Genomic DNA, 17,341 nt, shown 5'->3' on the forward strand with positions numbered 1-17,341 from the left:
CCGCGCCATGCCAGCCTCGAATCACACCCAGACCGCGACCGACCGAGTGAGGGCGGCTGCCGCATCGGGTGCGGACGCGGACGCAGACACCCGCGCCTCCGGCCGGCGGGTGGAGCTCGACATCGGCGGGATGACCTGTTCGTCGTGTGCAGCCCATGTGGAGCGACGGCTCAACCGTCTGCCGGGGGTGCAGGCGAGCGTGAACTACGCCACCGAGCGAGCGACGGCCACGGTGCCCGACTCGGTGCCGGTGGCCGATCTGCTCGCCGCGGTCGAGGCGGCCGGGTACTCGGCCGACCAGGTCGCAGCACCCCGGTCGACGCCGCCGTCTGCCGCCGCTCGTCCAGACGGCGACGGGACCCGGATGTCCGATCCTGCTGCGACCGCCGCCCGTGCCGGCTCCGCCGCGTCCCCCACGCTGTCGGACGCAGCGGAGCCGACCCCGCACGAGCGTCGCGAGGCCGAGCGGCTGCGCGCCCTGCGCCAGCGGCTCGTGGGGTCGATCCTGCTGTCGGCGCCGGTCATCGTGCTCTCGATGGTCCCTGCTGCGCAGTTCGCCAACTGGCAGTGGCTGGCGCTGACGCTCACCGCCCCGGTGGTCGTCTGGGCGGGCTGGCCGTTCCACCGCGCCGCGCTGCTGAACCTGCGGCACGGCACCGCGACGATGGACACCCTGGTGTCGCTCGGCACCCTCGCGGCGTTCTGCTGGTCGCTGTACGCGCTGTTCCTCGGCACCGCGGGCGAACCGGGGATGCGGCACGCCTTCAGCCTGACCGTCACCGCGCACGACGCCGCCGGCAGCATCTATCTGGAGACCGCCGCGGGCGTGACGACGTTCCTGCTCGCCGGCCGCTGGATCGAGATACGCTCGAAACACCGAGCGGGAGAGGCACTGCGCGCGCTGCTGCGGCTGGGGGCCCGCGAGGCCACGCTGCTGCGTGAAGGCGTCGAGACCCGGGTGCCGGCCGCGTCCCTCGCCGTGGGCGACCGGTTCGTGGTGCGCCCGGGCGAGACGATCGCCACCGACGGCGTCGTCATCACGGGCGCCAGCGCCGTGGACGCGTCAATGCTCACCGGCGAGCCGGTGCCCGTGGAAGTCGGTGCGGGCGATCAGGTCACCGGCGCCACGGTGAACACGAGCGGCCGCCTCGTCGTCCGGGCGACCCGGGTCGGGGCCGACACACAGCTGGCCCGGATGGCGCGTCTGGTCGCCGAGGCACAGTCCGGCCGCGCTCCCGTGCAGCGGCTGGCCGACCGGATCTCAGCGGTGTTCGTGCCGGTCGTGCTACTCATCGCCCTGGCCGCCCTCGTCGGCTGGCTGGTGACCGGGCATCCCGCCGCGAGCGCGTTCACGGCGGCGGTGAGCGTGCTCGTGATCGCGTGCCCCTGTGCGCTCGGGCTCGCCACGCCCATGGCCCTGCTCGTCGGTACGGGGCGCGGTGCGCGACTCGGGGTGCTCATCCGGGGTCCGGAGATGCTGGAGTCGACGCGTCGGGTCGACACGATCGTGCTCGACAAGACGGGCACAGTCACCACGGGGCGCATGACGCTGGTGGACGTCGTGGCCGCGCCCGGCGAGGACCGCGCCCGGCTGCTGCGGCTGGCCGGGGCGCTGGAGGCCGCCTCGGAGCATTCCATCGCCCGGGCGATCGCCGATGCCGCGCGCCACGAGAGCGGCGAGGCACTGCCCGAGGTCGCGGGCTTCGCCAGCATCCCGGGGCGAGGCGTGCGCGGCACAGTCGCCGGGCATACGGCGGTCGTCGGCCGGTGGACGCTGCTGCCCGGACCCGTGCCGGAACCGCTCGCGGCGGCCGCGGCGCACGCCGAGTCAGCCGACCGAACCGTCGTGGCCGTCGGCTGGGACGGCGCCTGGCGGGGCCTGCTCGCCGTCGCGGACACGGTGCGCCCCACCAGCGCCCGCGCGATCGCCCTGCTGCGTCGGCTCGGCCTCAAGCCGGTGCTGCTGACCGGGGACAACGCCGCCGCGGCACGGCACGCGGCCGACGCGGTCGGCATCGAGCGGGTGATCGCCGGCGTGCTGCCAGAGCAGAAGGTCGCCGAGATCCGCCGCCTGCAGCGGGAGGGGCACGTGGTCGCGATGGTCGGCGACGGCGTCAACGACGCACCCGCCCTGGCGGGCGCCGACCTGGGGCTCGCCATGGGCACGGGCACGGACGTCGCGATCGAGGCGGCGGACATCACACTCGTGCGCGACGACCTGCTCGGGGCGGTGGACGCCATCCGGCTCTCCCGGCGCACGCTCGCCACGATCCGGGTCAACCTGTTCTGGGCGTTCGCGTACAACGTCGCGGCGATCCCGCTGGCGGTCGCCGGTCTGCTCAGCCCGATGCTGGCCGGGGCGGCCATGGCGTTCTCGAGCGTGTTCGTCGTGGGCACGAGCCTGACGCTGCGCGCGTTCCGCTCATGCGCCGGTGAGACCGGCGCCTGAGCCGGGGCGTGAGTTTCCTCTGCGGACAGACCGGGGCCCGGCCGTTCCAGAGCGCTGGCCGCCCTCTCCGGCTGACCGACCGGCGTCTCAGGCGCCCAGGGCGTCCCGCACCGCGCTGACGAACACGTCGAGATCGGCCGGTGAGCGCGAGGTGATCAGCCGCCACCCGTCGGCGTCGTCGACGACGACCTCGGCGTCCTTCCAGACCGCCCCGGCGTTGACGAGGTCCGGGCGGATGGACGGGTAGCTCGTGAGCGTGCGCCCCGCGGCGAGCCCGGTGTCGACGAGCACCCATGGGGCGTGGCAGATCGCCGCGACCGGACGACCGGAGACGGCGAACCGGCGCACGATCCGCTGGGCGTCGTCGTCGCCGCGCAGCCGGTCGGCGTTGATCGTACCGCCAGGCAGCAGCAGCAGGTCGAAGCGGGAGGGGTCGATCTCGGCGAGCGTCGCGTCCGGGGCGACCGTCTCGCCCACGGTGCGGTCGTGCACGAGGGTGATGATCGCCTCGGGCCGGGGCGCGGCGACGGTCACGCGCACGCCGTCGGCACGCAGCGCCCGCAGCGGCACGGTCAGCTCGCTCGTCTCGACGCCGTGGTTCGTGGTGACGATGAGCACGCGGCGTGCGGCCGCGCTGGGGCTCGGGGTGTCGGTCATGCTCGCTCCTTCTCGCGATCGCTCGTCGGCGCTGGGCCGCGCGGCCGACGCTCGGACGTCGGCGCCTCCACCGTAGTCGGTCACCCTCCGATGCGGCACGCCACCCGGCGCGTCAGCGACGCGGTCACCCGGCCGCGGCCGCCAGGATCGGCAAGCACCCGCTCGCCGCTCACGCCGGCCCTGTGGCGATCACGTCGAGCCCCAGGTCAAGCGCCGGGGCACCATGGGTGAGCCGGCCGACCGAGATCAGGTCGACGCCCGACCCGGCGATCGCGGCGACCCGGTCGAGGTCGACGCCGCCGCTCGCCTCGGTGATCGCGCGGCCGGCCACGATCGCCACGGCCCGGCGCAGCTCGGCCGGGGTCATGTTGTCGAGCAGGATGCTGTCCGCGCCCCCGGCGACGACCGGTTCCACCTGGTCGAGCCGGTCGACCTCCACCTCCAGGTGCACGGTGTGTCCCAGCCGCTCCCGCGCCGCCCGCACCGCCCGGGTGAGCCCGGCCGCGTCCTCCGGCCCGGCGACCCCGAGGGCGGCCAGGTGGTTGTCCTTGAGCATGACCGCGTCGGACAGCCCGGTGCGGTGGTTCCGACCGCCGCCGGCGCGCACCGCCTCGCGCTGCAGCATCCGCAGCCCGGGGGTCGTCTTGCGCGTGTCGACGATGCGCGCCCGGGTGCAGGCGACGGCGTCGACGAACCGGCGGGTGAGCGTCGCGGTGCCGCTCAACCGCTGCACGAGATTCAGGGCGACCCGCTCGGCGGTGAGCACGGCGGCGGCGCGGCCGCGGACGACGGCGAGCGTGTGTGCCGGTTCGAAGACCGTCCCGTCCGGGGCCAGGCCGGTTACCCGGGTGTCCGGGTCGACCTGTCGAAAGGTCTCGACGAGTGCGCGCCCGCCGGCGAAGACGCCGGCCTCCCGGGCACGCAGGGCAGCAGTGACGGCCGTCCCGGGCGGCAGCAGCGCCGCGGAGAGATCCCCGCCGGGAGCGTCTTCCGCGAGCGCCCGGCGGACGAGCCGCACCAGCGCAGCCCGCGGCAGCGTCGGCCCGACCGGTCCCGCATCCGCTGGCACGGGGTGCGGCATGGCCGATCCCCGAGCCGCGTCGGGGCCCGATCTCCCGGCACCCTCGATCCGCTCCGGCTCGTCCATGCGTGCTCCTTCCGTCGTGGTGTTTCCGCTCACCCCCGCCGCAGCACGGTCGCGTGCTGCCAGGCCGGATTCGTGCGCGGGTGGTCGCTGCGGCGGTGCGCGCCCCGTGACTCGCATCGCCGCTCGGCGGCGAACGCGACGAGCCCGGCGAGCGTCGCCAGCGAGCGGTCCTCCAGCGCCCGCACCGCAGTGGCGGAGACGGGCTCGCCCGGCTGCCACCGGTCGATCCCGGCGTCGAGCGCAGCGATGTGCTCGCGGAGCGCGGCCAGCCCGGCCGCGTCGCGGATCGGCCCAGCGCCGGCCCACATCATCCGCTGCAGGCGTGCCCGGTCGACCGGTTCGGTGCCGGCGGGCGCGTCCGGGGACGTGAGCGGCTCTCCAAGGGGACGGGTGCCGGGGGCCCAGTCCCACCGGGTGCCGGCCGCGTCGGCGAGCGCGGACCGAGCGGCCCGTGCCCCGGTCACGAGCCCCTCGAGCAGCGAGTTCGACGCGAGCCGGTTCGCACCGTGCAGCCCCGTGCAGGCGCACTCCCCCGCCGCCCACAGCCCGGGCACGCTCGTGCGCCCGTCCGCGTCGACGAGCACCCCGCCCATCAGGTAGTGCGCCGCCGGCGCCACGGGCACCGGTTCGCGGGCCCAGTCGATGCCCGCCGCACGGCAGGCAGCGGTGATGCCCGGGAAGCGTCCGGCGAGCCAGGCGTCCCGCGGCTGCCCGCCCGTGTCGATGGCGGAGGTGTCGAGCAGCACCGGCCGCCCGCCCTGCACGGCCATCGTCTCGGCGCAGGCATAGGCGACCACATCCCGTGGCGCCAGCTCGGCCAGCGGGTGCCGGTCGACCATGAACCGGCGGCCGCGCGCATCGCGCAGCACGGCCCCGGCACCGCGCACGGCCTCGGAGACGAGCGACCGGTCGCCGACCGCGAGCACGGTGGGGTGGAACTGCACGAACTCGAGGTCGGCGACCAGCGCGCCGACCTCCCACGCGGCGACCACGCCGTCCCCGCAGCTGACGGCCGGGTTCGAGGTCACCGGGTACAGCTGCCCTGCCCCGCCGGTGGCGAGCACGACCCGGCGGTCCGCGAGCCGCTCCACCCGGCCGGCTCGGGCGATGTCCACGCCCGTGACCCGGCCATCGGCGGTGACCACGCGCACGAGCACCGCATGGTCGAGCAGGCGCAGCCGGTCGCGGCGGTCCGCGGCGGCGACCCGGTCGAGTGCGGCGAGCAGGGCCCGCTCGATCTCGTGACCGGTCGCGTCCCCGCCCGCGTGCAGGATGCGGGGGCGGGAGTGGGCGGCCTCGAGCCCGGGAACAGGGCGGCCGGTCGCATCCGCGTCGAACGCGCAGCCGGCGGCGACCAGTCGGAGCACGGCCGCCGGGCCCGCCGCGGTGATCGCCCGCACCGCCGCCTCGCTGTTGAGTCCGCAGCCGACGGCGAGTGTGTCGGCGGCGTGCGCGGCCGGCGAGTCATCGGCGCCCAGCGCGACGGCGATGCCGCCCTGGGCGCGATCGGTGGCGGAGTCGGCCGGAGCCGCCTTCGTCACCAGCGTGACCGGCTCGTCCCCCGGGGCGAGCAGGGCCTCGAGTGCGGCCGCGAGCCCGGCGACGCCGGTGCCGATGATGATCACGGCCGGGCCTCCAGCATCCGCCGCAGGGCGAGGGCGGAGCCCGCGCGCACGTCGTCGGGCACGGTGATGCGGTTGACGACCTCGCCGGCGACGAGCCGCTCCAGCACCCAGGCGAGGTACGCCGGGTGGATGCGGTACATCGTCGAGCACGGGCACACGACCGGGTCGAGGCAGGTGATCGTGCAGTCCGGGCGCGCGGCCGCGAGCCGGTGCACGAGAGTCACCTCGGTGCCGATCGCGAGGCTCGATCCCGGCGGTGCCGCCTCGGCCGCGCGGCGCAGGTAGTCGGTGGAGCCTGCCCCGTCGGCCGCGTCGACGACCTCGGCGGGGCACTCGGGGTGGACGAGCACCCGCACGTTCGGATCCGCCTGCCGGGCCCGGGCGATCTGGTCGGTGGTGAAGCGGCGGTGCACCGAGCACCAGCCGTTCCACAGGATGATCCGGGCGTGGGCGACCTGCTGCTCGGTCAACCCGCCGAGGGGCTCCCGGGGCTGCCACAACGGCATCCGCTCGTCCGGGACGCCCGCGGCGCGCCCCGTGTTGCGGCCGAGGTGCTGGTCGGGCAGGAAGATCACCCGCCGGGCGCGGGCGAACGCCCAGTCGAGCACGGTCGCCGCGTTCGACGACGTGCACACGATGCCGCCCCGCTCCCCGCAGAACGCCTTGATCGCGGCCGAGGAGTTCATGTACGTGATCGGCAGCAGCGGCATCCGCCCGTCGGCGTCGGGCTCGTCGCCGAGCACCGCCGTCAGCTGCGCCCAGGCCGAGCGCAGCTGGGCGATGGTGGCCATGTCCGCCATTGAGCAGCCCGCGTTGAGGTTCGGCAGGATGACCGCCTGGTCGGGCGCGGAGAGGATGTCGGCGGTCTCGGCCATGAAATGCACGCCGCAGAACACGATCGCGCGGGCGTCCGGCCGCTCGGTGGTGCGCCGGGCGAGCTGGAACGAGTCGCCCACGAAGTCCGCGTGGGCGACGATCTCGTCGCGCTGGTAGAAGTGGCCGAGCACGAGCAGCCGGTCGCCCAGCGCGGCGCGGGCGGCGCGGATGCGATCGGCCAGCTCGGTGGCGTCGGCCGTCCGGTACGCGGCCGGCAGCGGCGGCTGCACCCCCGCGGGGACGCGACCGGGATCGCCCGCTGAGGCGCCGGGGCCGTAGCCGGGCAGGGCGTCGAGCTCCCAGGGCGGACGGCGCAGGCCCGCGTCACAGGTCGACTCGGTCGTGGCGGGCAGGCCGATCGTCGCGGCCTTGACGGGCAGATTGGTCGCCGCGGGGCGGCCGGGCGGAGGGGACGAAGCGGACATGCCGCCATGCTAGGACGCAGTGGTGAACATGTCCAATCCTGTTCAACCATCGAGCGATCAGGTCACACTGCCGCCAGACGCTCAGGTGACAGGGTCTGCGGAGAGGACAGGCCGCCGAGTAATCGCCCGGGGCCGCAGAGAGGCGGCTGGTGAACCTGCCGCGACCGCCGGCTCAACGCCGTCCGGCGTCCTCGGGCTCGTCATCCGGAGCCAGCGTTCCAGCAGCGTCGACAGCCGCGTCCGCACCGGCCTCGGCGTCCGCATCCCCGTCGCCATGCGCTGCCGCACGCGCCCGCTCGACGCGCGCGTGCACCCGCTCGCGCTCGGCGTCCGGGCGGGGCCGGGCGAACCTGGCAGGCGTGCCGGAGCCGTCCCAGACGAGCACGACCGACCAGGCCGCCGCGGTGAGCGGCACAGCGATGATCGCCCCGAGCACCCCGCCGAGCGTCGCGCCCACGGTCAGGGCGATCAGGATGACGAGCGGGTGCAGCTTCAGCGTGCGGCCCATCACCACCGGCTGCAGCAGGTTGCCCTCCAGCTGGTTGACCACGATCACGATCACGATCACGATCACCGCCGGCAGCAGCCCGTTCGCGACGAGCGCCACGAGCGCGGCGAGGATGCCGGCGAGGGTCGCACCGACGATCGGGATGAACGCGGTGACGAACACGATTACCGCCAGCGGCAGGGCGAGGGGCACCTGCAACACGATCAGGCCGATGCCGATGCCGATCGCGTCAGCCGCGGCGACGATCGTGGTGCCGCGCAGGTACGACCCGAAGCTCGCCGCCGCCTCGAGCCCCGCCCGCACGCCGCGCTCGTACGCCTCCCCGTGGAACGGGCGCAGCAGGAACTCCCAGATCGCGCGGCCGTCCTTCAGGAAGAAGAACAGCACCACGACGAACACGCCGAAGCCGGTGAGCACGTCGGCGGTCGCGGAGAACCCGGCGAGGGCCCCACTGCGGAACCCGCTGCTCGCGACCAGGTCGCGCGCCCACTGCGTGGCCTGGTCGAGATCCGGCAGTGAGACGGCGAACGGCAGCCCGTCGACGAAGGCCTGCACCGCGCCCATGCCGTTGGCGGCGGAGTCGACCAGGTCGTCCCACTGCCCCAGAACCGCCTGCACGACGAGCGCGATCACCCCGCCCAGTACGAGCACGATCGCGATGAGCGCCGCCCAGGTGGCCGCCGTCGCAGGCACACCGTGCCGACGCATCCAGCGCACCCATGGGCTGATCGCCGAGGCGACGATAACGGCCAGCAGGACGGGGATGCCGACCACGGACAGCCGCACGACCACGAACACCGCGAGCGCGACGACCGCGAGCACGGCGAGCGTCTGGACGCTTCGGGTCGCCAGGCCCCCGAAGCCGTCACCCCACAGCTCGGCCGCCCGCGCCGCGCGGCCGCGCCAGCCCATACTTGTTCTCACTGCGTTCTGGCTCATCGTCCGCTCCCATCCGCCGTCGATGCCGGCAGTGTGCGGTCGCTCGGATGAGACCGCCCACCCAACCCGATGCATCCCCATCCCCCTGCAGCCCCACATCTGCTCCACCCTGGTTCCGCCGAGGGGGCGGCCAGTCTATCGGGAGCGAATGCCGGCGTACAGGGGTGGATACTGCGGCCTCGGTGGAGACGGTGTGCGCAGCGGCAACACGGCTCGACCACGCGGGCACGGACCGCGGGCTCTCCTGCGACCGACTCGCTCACCTCGAGCCCATCCTGGGTCGCCACGCCATCCCCCTGCGACTGTGGGAGACTGGGATCATGTCCGATCGTCTGCTCGCCGCGCGTGCGCGAGGGCTCGACGCCGGGGTCTATGCCCAGGGGTACGCCCGCGTCGCCGCCGTCACCTTCCCCATCTCCCTCGCCGATCCCCACGCCAACGCCGACCGGGTCATCGAGCAGGCGCACCGCTGCCACGAGGAGGCCGTCGCGGTCGCCGTGTTCACCGAGCTGTGCCTGACCGGCTACTCGCTGGAGGACCTCGTGCTGCAGGACGCGGTGCTCGACGGGGTCGAGGAGGCGATCACCCGCATCGTCACCGCGAGCGTGAACCTGCTGCCCGTGCTCGTCGTCGGCGCGCCGCTGCGCCACGGCGGCCGCCTGTACAACTGCGCGGTCGTCGTCCACCGCGGCCACGTCCTCGGCGTGGTGCCGAAGTCATACCTGCCCACCTACCGCGAGTTCTACGAGCGCCGCTGGTTCGCACCCGGCGACGACTCCCGCGGCGAGGCGATCACCGTCAGCGGCGTGCAGGCCCCGTTCGGCCCCGACCTCGTCTTCGCCGCCCAGGACGTGCCTGGCCTGCGTCTGCACGTCGAGGTGTGCGAGGACCTGTGGGTGCCCGTGCCCCCGAGCGCCGAGGCCGCACTCGCCGGGGCGACCGTGCTCGCGAACCTCTCCGGCAGCCCGATCACGATCGCCCGGGCCGACGACCGCGAGCTCATGGTCCGCTCCCAGTCGGCCCGGTGTCTGGCCGCCTACGTGTACGCGGCGGCCGGCGAGGGCGAGTCGAGCAACGACCTGGCCTGGGACGGCCAGACGATGATCTACGAGGCCGGCGAGCGGCTCGCCGGCACAGAGCGCTTCCCCGACGGGCCGCGCATCGCGTCCGCCGACGTCGATCTGGAGCGGCTCGTGCAGGAGCGGCTGCGCCAGGGCACGTTCGACGACACCCGACGCACCCACTCCGCGCGGGTGGACGCCTTCCGCACCGTGCCGTTCACCCTGCGCCCGCCCACCGGCGAGGTGGGGCTGCGCCGGGCCCTCGACCGGTTCCCGTTCGTGCCCTCCGACCCCGCCCGGCTCGCGCAGGACTGCTACGAGGCGTACAGCATCCAGGTCGCCGCGCTCATGCAGCGCATGCGCTCGATCGGCAGCCCGAAGCTCGTCATCGGCGTCTCCGGCGGCCTCGACTCCACGCACGCGCTGCTCGTGTGTGCACAGGCGATGGACCGCCTCGACCGGCCCCGCTCCGACATCCTCGCGTTCACCCTGCCCGGCTTCGCCACCGGCGAGCAGACGAAGGCGAACGCGACCGCGCTGGCCGCCGCGCTCGGCGCGACGTTCGAGGAGATCGACATCCGCCCGGCCGCCCGCGAGCTGCTGGAGCGCATGGGGCATCCCTTCGCCACCGGCGAGCCCGTCTACGACACCACGTTCGAGAACGTGCAGGCGGGGCTGCGCACCGACTACCTGTTCCGGCTGGCGAACCAGCGCGGCGGCATCGTCGTGGGCACCGGGGATCTCTCCGAGGGCGCGATCGGCTGGTCCACCTACGGCGTCGGCGACCAGATGTCGCACTTCACCGTGAACACCGGAGTGCCGAAGACGCTCATGCAGCACCTGATCCGCTGGGTGAGCCGCTCCGGGCTGTTCCCCACTGCGGTCAGCGACATCCTCGACCGGGTGCTCGCCACCGAGATCTCCCCGGAGCTCGTGCCCGCCGACACCGCCGGACACGTGCAGAGCACCGAGGACGCGATCGGCCCGTACGCCCTGCACGACTTCGCCCTGTATCACGTGCTGCGACTGGGGCTGCGGCCGAGCCGCGTCGCCTGGCTCGCCCACCACGCCTGGGGGCCCGAGGGCACCGGGCGCTGGCCGGCCGGCTACCCCGAGTCGGAGCGGCGCGGGTACACGATCGACGAGATCGTCCACTGGCTCGAGGTGTTCCTGCGCCGCTATTTCGGCTTCGCCCAGTTCAAGCGCACCGCCGTGCCCAACGGCCCGAAGGTCTCCCCCGGAGGGTCGCTGTCGCCGCGCGGCGACTGGCGGGCGCCCTCCGATGGCAACGCCAACGCCTGGCTCGCTGAGCTGCACAGTGTCTTCCCCGCGCCCGGCAGCACCCCGCCAGCGCCGCCGACGACCCCGATCGCCATCCCCGGCGACCTGTGAGCGCGTGATCGGCGCGGTGATCGCCTGGCTGCAGCAGGCGGAGGCGGCCCAGTGGGCGGTGGCGATCGGGGACTCCGTGTGGCTGCCGATCGTCGTCGCCGTGGTTCTCGCCGCCGGTGGGCCGCTGGTGTTCCTGCCCTCGCAGTCGCTCGTGCTGGTCGCCACGGTCATCGTGATGGCGCACGGCCCGGACGTCCTCGCGCTGGCCGTGCTCGCCGCGGCAGTGTGGGCCGGCGGCATGGCCGGGGACACGCTGACGTTCGGCATCGCCCGCCGCGGCCGCCTCGTGGGCGCCGTGTTCGACCGGGCGAGCCGGCTGGCCCGCCTGCGCGACTGGGTCGAGCAGCAGCTCTCCCGGCGGCCGTGGTCAACGGTGGCGCTCGCCCGGATGGTGCCGCTCGGCCGGTTCGCGACGGCGATCGCCTGCGCCGACACCCCGCTCGATCTGGTCGGCTTCCTGCGTCTGGCAGCCGCCGCGGGGGCCGTGTGGACGCTGTTCACGATGGGCATCGGCTCGGTCGCCGGCATCTGGGCGCGTGAGCACACCCTGCTGATGATCGTGCTGGGCGTGCTCGCCGGACTCGTCACCGGGTGGATCGGCTCGCTCGTGCAGCGGCGGCTCGTGCGCGGCTGACCGCCGGTCTCGGCTACCGCTCGGGCGCCTGGTCGAGGAAGACCACGCCGTCCTCGTCGGAGGCGACCCAGTCGCCGGGGCGCACCTCCACGTCGAGGAATCGGATCGGCTCGCCGGCGACGCCCTGGCCGCGCTTGACGGTCGGCACCGGCTGCGAGCCGAGCGCCTTGACGTGCACGGCGGCGTGGGCAATCTCGACCGTGTCGCGCACGGCCCCGGCGATGAGCACCCCGGCCCACCCGGATCGGGCGGCCAGCTCGGCCAGGTCGCCGCCCATCACCGCGCGGCGCAGGGAGCCGCCGGCGTCGACGACGAGCACGCGCCCCTCACCGGGCTGGGAGAGCGCCTCCCGCAGCAGCGAGTTGTCCTCGAACAGCTGCAGGGTGTGCACCGGCCCGTGGGCGCGGGGCCGGCCGCCGAAGCTGCGCAGCTGGCTGCTCACACTCCGCAGCGGCCGCGTGCGGTCGTCGGCCAGGTCGGCGGTGAGCACGTCATCGGTCTTCTCGGTCATGGTGTTCCTCTCCTCGTGGTCTCGGCGGGCGGGGCATCGCCCCGTCCGGCTCATTGTGCGCCTCACCCCGGCGGGTCGCGGCCTCGTCGCCGCGCGGCGACGGAGGTCAGCCCGCGCCGTCGCTCGCGCCCGGGGCATCCGGCGCGTGCCGCTCCAGGAACTCGTAGACCGCGGTGGTGTCAACCCCGGGGGAGACGCCCTGCGGCAGCGCGGCCAGCAGCGAGGCATGCGGACGGCTCGACGGCCAGCAGTGATCCTCCCAGTGCTCCCGCAGCCGGGCCGGCGGGATGCGGCAGCAGTGCTCGTCGGGGCACGTCGACGTGGCCCGGTTGCGCGTGTCCGCGCCGCGGAACCAGCGGGCGTGGGCGAAGTCGGTGCCCACCGACACCGACACCCGGCCGCGGGACGAGGCGAGCACGCGCGCCGCGCACCAGTAGGTGCCGGTCGGGGTGTCGGTGTACTGCGCGAAGGGGCTGAGGTGGTCGGTCTCGCGGAACACGAGCCGGCACGTCCAGTGCCGGCAGCAGGTCTGCCCCTCGATGGCCCCGAGCGAGTCGGTCGGGAAGCACACGTCGTCGTTCTCGTACGCCTTCCAGATCGTGCCCGACTCGTGCACCTTCACGAAGTGCACCGGCAGGTCCAGGAACCGGGTGGCCAGGTTCGTGAACCGGTGGGCGGCCATCTCGTAGCTGACCGCGTACGCGTCGCGGAAGTCATCGATGGCGATGTCCCGCTGCCGCATCGCCTGCCGCAGCAGGGCGACCGCGCCGTCCCTGGGCATGAGCATCGCCCCGGCGAAATAGTTGCTCTCGACCCGCTGGCGCAGGAACTCCGCGTAGTCACGGGGCACCTGGTGGTGCAGCACCCGGCTGGAGAGCGCCTGCAGCACCGCGGCCCTGGAGTCGCCGGCGCCGATGATCGACTTGGGCAGGTACAGCCTCCCGCTGCGCTCGTCGAGCACCGACCGGGTGGACTGCGGCAGGTCGTCGACGTAGTGCAGGGTCACCCCGAGGTGGTCGGCGGCGGCCGCGGTCAGCCGCTGCGGCAGGGGCCCGCCGGTGTACCCGATCGCGGCCAGCAGCCGCTGGGCCTCGGCCTCGATCTCCTCGAAGTGGTTGTCGTGCTCGCGCATCTCCCGGCGCAGCTCCGCATTCGCCCTCCGGGCCTCCTCGGGCGTCGCCTGCCGTTCGTCGCGCAGCTGCTCGATGCGCCGGTACAGCCCGACGATCGTGCGCAGCGCGTCGTCGGCGAGCCGGGGCCCCACCCGCACGGCGGGCAGTCCGAGTGATGAGAACCCCACCGAGCGCTGGATGCGCTCCAGCTCGATCTCGAGGGCGGCCCGCTCGTCCGGGGCGTCGTCGATGATGAGCTCGCCGACGGGCACGTCGAGCGCCTCGGCCACCCGGCCGAGCATCCCGAGTCGGGGCTCGCGGTGCCCGTTCTCCAGTGCCGAGATCTGGCTCGGCGCGCGGTCGACGGCCCGGGCCAGCGCCTCGAGCGTCATGCCTCGCTGCTTTCGTATCGCGCGGATCCGTCGACCGACGACCAGGGCGTCGGCGACGTCCCGGTCCGTCCGACGATCTCCGCGCCGTTGCGTGATCGTCATGGCGACCATCATGGCACATGCGTTCCATCCGCGAAGCAGAAGAACGCGAGAACTTCACCCCTCGAATCGTCCGGAGCACCCCGCCGGAATCCCGCAGAGTGGATGTCGAGCCCGGACGGGTGGCCGCCACAACGGCGTGACGGTCACACCCCGTCGTCCGCATCACCGCCGCATCGCGCGGACGGCGGGACCGCCCCGGCTCGACAACAGCTGGGCCCGCGAAGGCGGGCCCGACGGATCGAAGGAGATCGACATGACCGAGCAGAGCATCCGCCCCGGTGACCAGACCCAGACCGCCGACGAGCTGCGCCGCGAGTGGGAGACCGACCCGCGCTGGGAGGGCATCCGCCGCGACTACACCGCCGAGGACGTCATCGCCATCCGAGGCGGCATCCGGGAGGAGCACACGCTCGCCCGCCGCGGGGCCGAGCGGCTGTGGGAGCTGCTGCACGACGAGAGCGACTGGGTCCGAGCACTCGGCGCCCTCACCGGCAACCAGGCAGTCGAACAGGTCAAGGCCGGGCTGCGCGCCATCTACCTCTCCGGGTGGCAGGTCGCCGCCGACGCGAACCTCGCCGGGCAGACCTACCCGGATCAGAGCCTGTACCCGGCGAACTCGGTGCCAGCCGTCGTGCGCCGCATCAACAACGCGCTCATGCGCGCCCACCAGGTGGAGTTCGGCGAGGGCGGTCCCTCGGCCGTCACCCGCGACTGGATGGCCCCGATCGTCGCCGATGCCGAGGCCGGCTTCGGCGGCCCGCTCAACGCCTTCGAGTTGCAGAGCGCGATGATCGCCGCCGGCGCGGCCGGGGTCCACTGGGAGGACCAGCTCTCCAGCGAGAAGAAGTGCGGCCACCTCGGCGGCAAGGTGCTCGTGCCGACCCGCCAGCACATCCGCACGCTGCAGTCGGCCCGGCTCGCCTCCGATGTCGCCGGGGTGCCGACGATCATCATCGCCCGCACGGACGCACTCGGCGCCGACCTGCTGACCAGCGACGTCGACGAGCGCGACCGCCCGTTCACCACCGGCGAGCGCACCGAGGAGGGCTTCTACCGGGTGCGCAGCGGCATCGAGCCGGTCATCGCCCGCGGCCTGGCCTTCGCCCCGTACGCCGACCTGCTGTGGGTCGAGACGGCCGAGCCCGACGTGGAGCTCGCCCGTCAGTTCGCGGACGCCATCCACGAGCAGTACCCGGGCAAGCTGCTCGCCTACAACTGCTCGCCCTCGTTCAACTGGAAGGCGCACCTCGACGACGACCAGATCGCCTCGTTCCAGCGGGAGCTGGCGGCGATGGGCTACCAGTTCCAGTTCATCACCCTGGCCGGATTCCACGCGCTCAACCACTCGATGTTCGAGCTCGCCCTCGGCTACCGCGACCGGCAGATGAGCGCCTACGTCGAGCTGCAGGAGCGCGAGTTCGCCTCAGAACGGGACGGCTACACGGCCACGCGCCATCAGCGTGAGGTCGGCACCGGCTGGTTCGACCGCATCTCCACGGCGCTCAACCCGGACAGCTCGACGCTCGCCCTGGTCGGCTCCACCGAGGAGGCCCAGTTCTGACCCCGCGGCACGCGGACGCCGACCGACCAGGCCGTCCTCGTCCCACCGGCCGACCGGCAGGTGAGCCGAGCCGACCAGGCCGGGCCACCGCATCCGGCCGCCGCACCCCGCGGCGTCCGCGGCCCCGGCACCCCGGTGACCGCCGGCCGCCCCGATGATCCCGAACATCCTCCGACGGGCTCGCACAGCGTCGTGCGGGCCCGTCGCCCACCCGACAGGAGAAGACCATGCACACCACCACCGCCTTCCGCCGACCCGGCCGCCCCGTCATCCGGCTCGCCGGCCCCGTCCACGAGCGCCACGACGAGATCCTCACCCCCGAGGCGCTCGACTTCCTCGCCGCCCTGCACCACCGATTCTCGTCCCGCCGCGCGGACCTGCTCCACCGCCGTGAGAAGCGGCAGCAGCGCTTCTCGCTCGGCGAGAACCCCGACTTCCTGCCCGGCACGGCGGCCATCCGCGCCGACCCGACCTGGCGGGTGGCCGGCTCGGCCGGCGCCCCGGGGCTCGAGGACCGCCGCGTGGAGATCACCGGTCCCACCGACCGGAAGATGACGATCAACGCCCTCAACTCGAGCGCCCGCGTGTGGCTGGCCGACTTCGAGGACGCCACCAGCCCGACCTGGGCGAACGTCATCGGCGGGCAGATCAACCTGCTCGACGCCATCCGCGGCCGCATCGTCCTCGACACCCAGGAGGGCAAGCACTATGAGCTGCGCTCGACGACGCTGACCGATCTGCCCACCATCGTCGTGCGGCCCCGCGGCTGGCATCTGCCGGAGAGCCACCTGGTGTTCACCGACGACAACAGCCGCAGCGAGGACGCCTCGGGCAGTCTGGTCGACTTCGGCCTGTACATGTTCCACAACGCCCACGAGCTCATCGAGCGCGGCCGTGGCCCGTACGTGTACCTCCCGAAGCTGGAGAGCCATCTGGAGGCCCGGCTGTGGGACGAGGTGTTCTCGTTCACCGAGGAGCGTCTGGGCCTCCCCCACGGCACGATCCGCGCCACGGTGCTCATCGAGACGCTGCCGGCCGCGTTCGAGATGGAGGAGATCCTCTACGAGCTGCGCGACCACATCGCGGGCATCAACGCCGGCCGCTGGGACTACATCTTCAGCACGATCAAGGTGTTCCGCGAGCGCGGCGAGCGCAGCGTGCTGCCCGACCGCTCGCGCATCACCATGGCGGTGCCGTTCATGCAGGCCTATGCCCGACTGCTCGTGCAGACGGCGCATCGCCGCGGGGCGTACGCGATCGGCGGCATGAGCGCGTTCATCCCCAACCGGCGCGACCCCGAGGTCACCCGACGTGCATTCGAGAAGGTCTCCGCCGACAAGCGGCGCGAGGCCGAGGCCGGCTACGACGGCACCTGGGTGGCGCATCCCGATCTGATCGACATCGCCCGGGCGGAGTTCGACCGGGTGCTCGGCGACCGGCCGAACCAGCTGGATCGCCCGGTGGAGGAGGCGACCATCACCCAGGCCGACCTGCTCGACCTGCGGTCGACGCCCGGCGAGGTGACCGAGGAGGGGCTGCGCGACGACATCTCCGTGGGCATCCGCTACATCGAGTCGTGGCTGCGCGGCATCGGCGCCGCGGCGATCGACGATCTGATGGAGGACGCGGCCACCGCGGAGATCTCCCGCACGCAGATCTGGCAGTGGCTGCACTACGGCACCGTGACCGCCTCCGGTCAGGCGGTCACCCGGGGACGCGTGCAGCTGATCATCGACGAGGTCGTCTCGTCGCTGCCGCGCTTCGCCGGCGACCGCTTCGACGACGCAGTGGCCGTGTTCTCGCAGGTCGCGCTGGAGAAGCCGTTCCCCGCGTTCCTGACCACTGAGGCCTACCGGATGCACCTGTGCGACGATGTGCTCACGCCCGAGCCGCTGGACACGGCGGAGCCCGAGCCCGCACCCGGCCCCGAACCGGCGAGGGGGTGACGGG

At 73.7% G+C, this 17,341-nt stretch carries 12 protein-coding genes; 5 read left to right on the forward strand and 7 right to left on the reverse strand.

The genetic code is table 11. The annotated features are described in order from the left end of the window. The first annotated feature begins 7 nt into the window (after window positions 1–7). Entirely contained in the window at window positions 8–2,449 is a 2,442-nt protein-coding gene (locus F8O02_RS03955) for a heavy metal translocating P-type ATPase (protein ID WP_158035933.1), read from the forward strand. An 87-nt stretch (window positions 2,450–2,536) separates the two neighbouring features. Here F8O02_RS03955 and F8O02_RS03960 read toward each other — a convergent pair whose 3' ends face one another. The 5 genes from F8O02_RS03960 to F8O02_RS03980 form a co-directional block, all read right to left on the reverse strand. Next, on the reverse strand, window positions 2,537–3,106 hold the full coding sequence (locus F8O02_RS03960) for a type 1 glutamine amidotransferase domain-containing protein (RefSeq protein WP_158035934.1): 570 nt from the start codon (window positions 3,104–3,106) through the stop codon (window positions 2,537–2,539). Between the two features lie 169 nt (window positions 3,107–3,275). After that, entirely contained in the window at window positions 3,276–4,187 is a 912-nt protein-coding gene (gene nadC, locus F8O02_RS03965; protein ID WP_158036001.1) for a carboxylating nicotinate-nucleotide diphosphorylase, read from the reverse strand. A 95-nt stretch (window positions 4,188–4,282) separates the two neighbouring features. Beyond that, on the reverse strand, window positions 4,283–5,878 hold the full coding sequence (gene nadB / locus F8O02_RS03970; RefSeq protein ID WP_158035935.1) for an L-aspartate oxidase: 1,596 nt from the start codon (window positions 5,876–5,878) through the stop codon (window positions 4,283–4,285). Beyond that, complete coding sequence (nadA, locus tag F8O02_RS03975) at window positions 5,875–7,179, reverse strand: quinolinate synthase NadA (RefSeq protein WP_158035936.1); 1,305 nt, start codon at window positions 7,177–7,179, stop codon at window positions 5,875–5,877. The genes nadB and nadA overlap by 4 nt, the downstream gene beginning before the upstream one ends. Before the next feature lie 172 nt (window positions 7,180–7,351). Next, a complete protein-coding gene (locus F8O02_RS03980; protein WP_158035937.1) occupies window positions 7,352–8,626 on the reverse strand; it encodes an AI-2E family transporter in 1,275 nt (424 codons plus the stop codon). A gap of 320 nt (window positions 8,627–8,946) precedes the next feature. On the opposite strand from F8O02_RS03980, the gene F8O02_RS03985 reads away from it, so the two are divergent. Beyond that, window positions 8,947–11,079, forward strand: a complete 2,133-nt coding sequence (locus tag F8O02_RS03985) for an NAD(+) synthase (RefSeq protein ID WP_158035938.1) — start codon at window positions 8,947–8,949, stop codon at window positions 11,077–11,079. Between the two features lie 4 nt (window positions 11,080–11,083). After that, window positions 11,084–11,713 (forward strand): DedA family protein, encoded by a 630-nt coding sequence (locus tag F8O02_RS03990; RefSeq protein WP_179416294.1) that lies wholly within the window; start codon window positions 11,084–11,086, stop codon window positions 11,711–11,713. 13 nt (window positions 11,714–11,726) lie between these two features. Here the strand turns inward: F8O02_RS03990 and rraA are convergent, their stop codons facing one another. Beyond that, entirely contained in the window at window positions 11,727–12,224 is a 498-nt protein-coding gene (gene rraA, locus F8O02_RS03995) for a ribonuclease E activity regulator RraA (protein ID WP_158035940.1), read from the reverse strand. A 106-nt stretch (window positions 12,225–12,330) separates the two neighbouring features. Then, a complete protein-coding gene (locus F8O02_RS04000; protein WP_404821173.1) occupies window positions 12,331–13,839 on the reverse strand; it encodes a helix-turn-helix domain-containing protein in 1,509 nt (502 codons plus the stop codon). A gap of 244 nt (window positions 13,840–14,083) precedes the next feature. Between F8O02_RS04000 and aceA the strand changes: the two genes are divergently transcribed. Both aceA and aceB read left to right on the forward strand, forming a co-directional pair. Beyond that, window positions 14,084–15,391 (forward strand): isocitrate lyase, encoded by a 1,308-nt coding sequence (gene aceA / locus F8O02_RS04005; RefSeq protein ID WP_158035942.1) that lies wholly within the window; start codon window positions 14,084–14,086, stop codon window positions 15,389–15,391. Between the two features lie 227 nt (window positions 15,392–15,618). Further along, window positions 15,619–17,337, forward strand: coding sequence for a malate synthase A (gene aceB, locus F8O02_RS04010; protein ID WP_158035943.1), 1,719 nt, complete (start codon window positions 15,619–15,621; stop codon window positions 17,335–17,337). Window positions 17,338–17,341 lie beyond the last annotated feature (4 nt).

It is taken from the genome of Pseudoclavibacter caeni, assembly GCF_008831125.1.
Taxonomy (GTDB): domain Bacteria; phylum Actinomycetota; class Actinomycetes; order Actinomycetales; family Microbacteriaceae; genus Pseudoclavibacter_A; species Pseudoclavibacter_A caeni.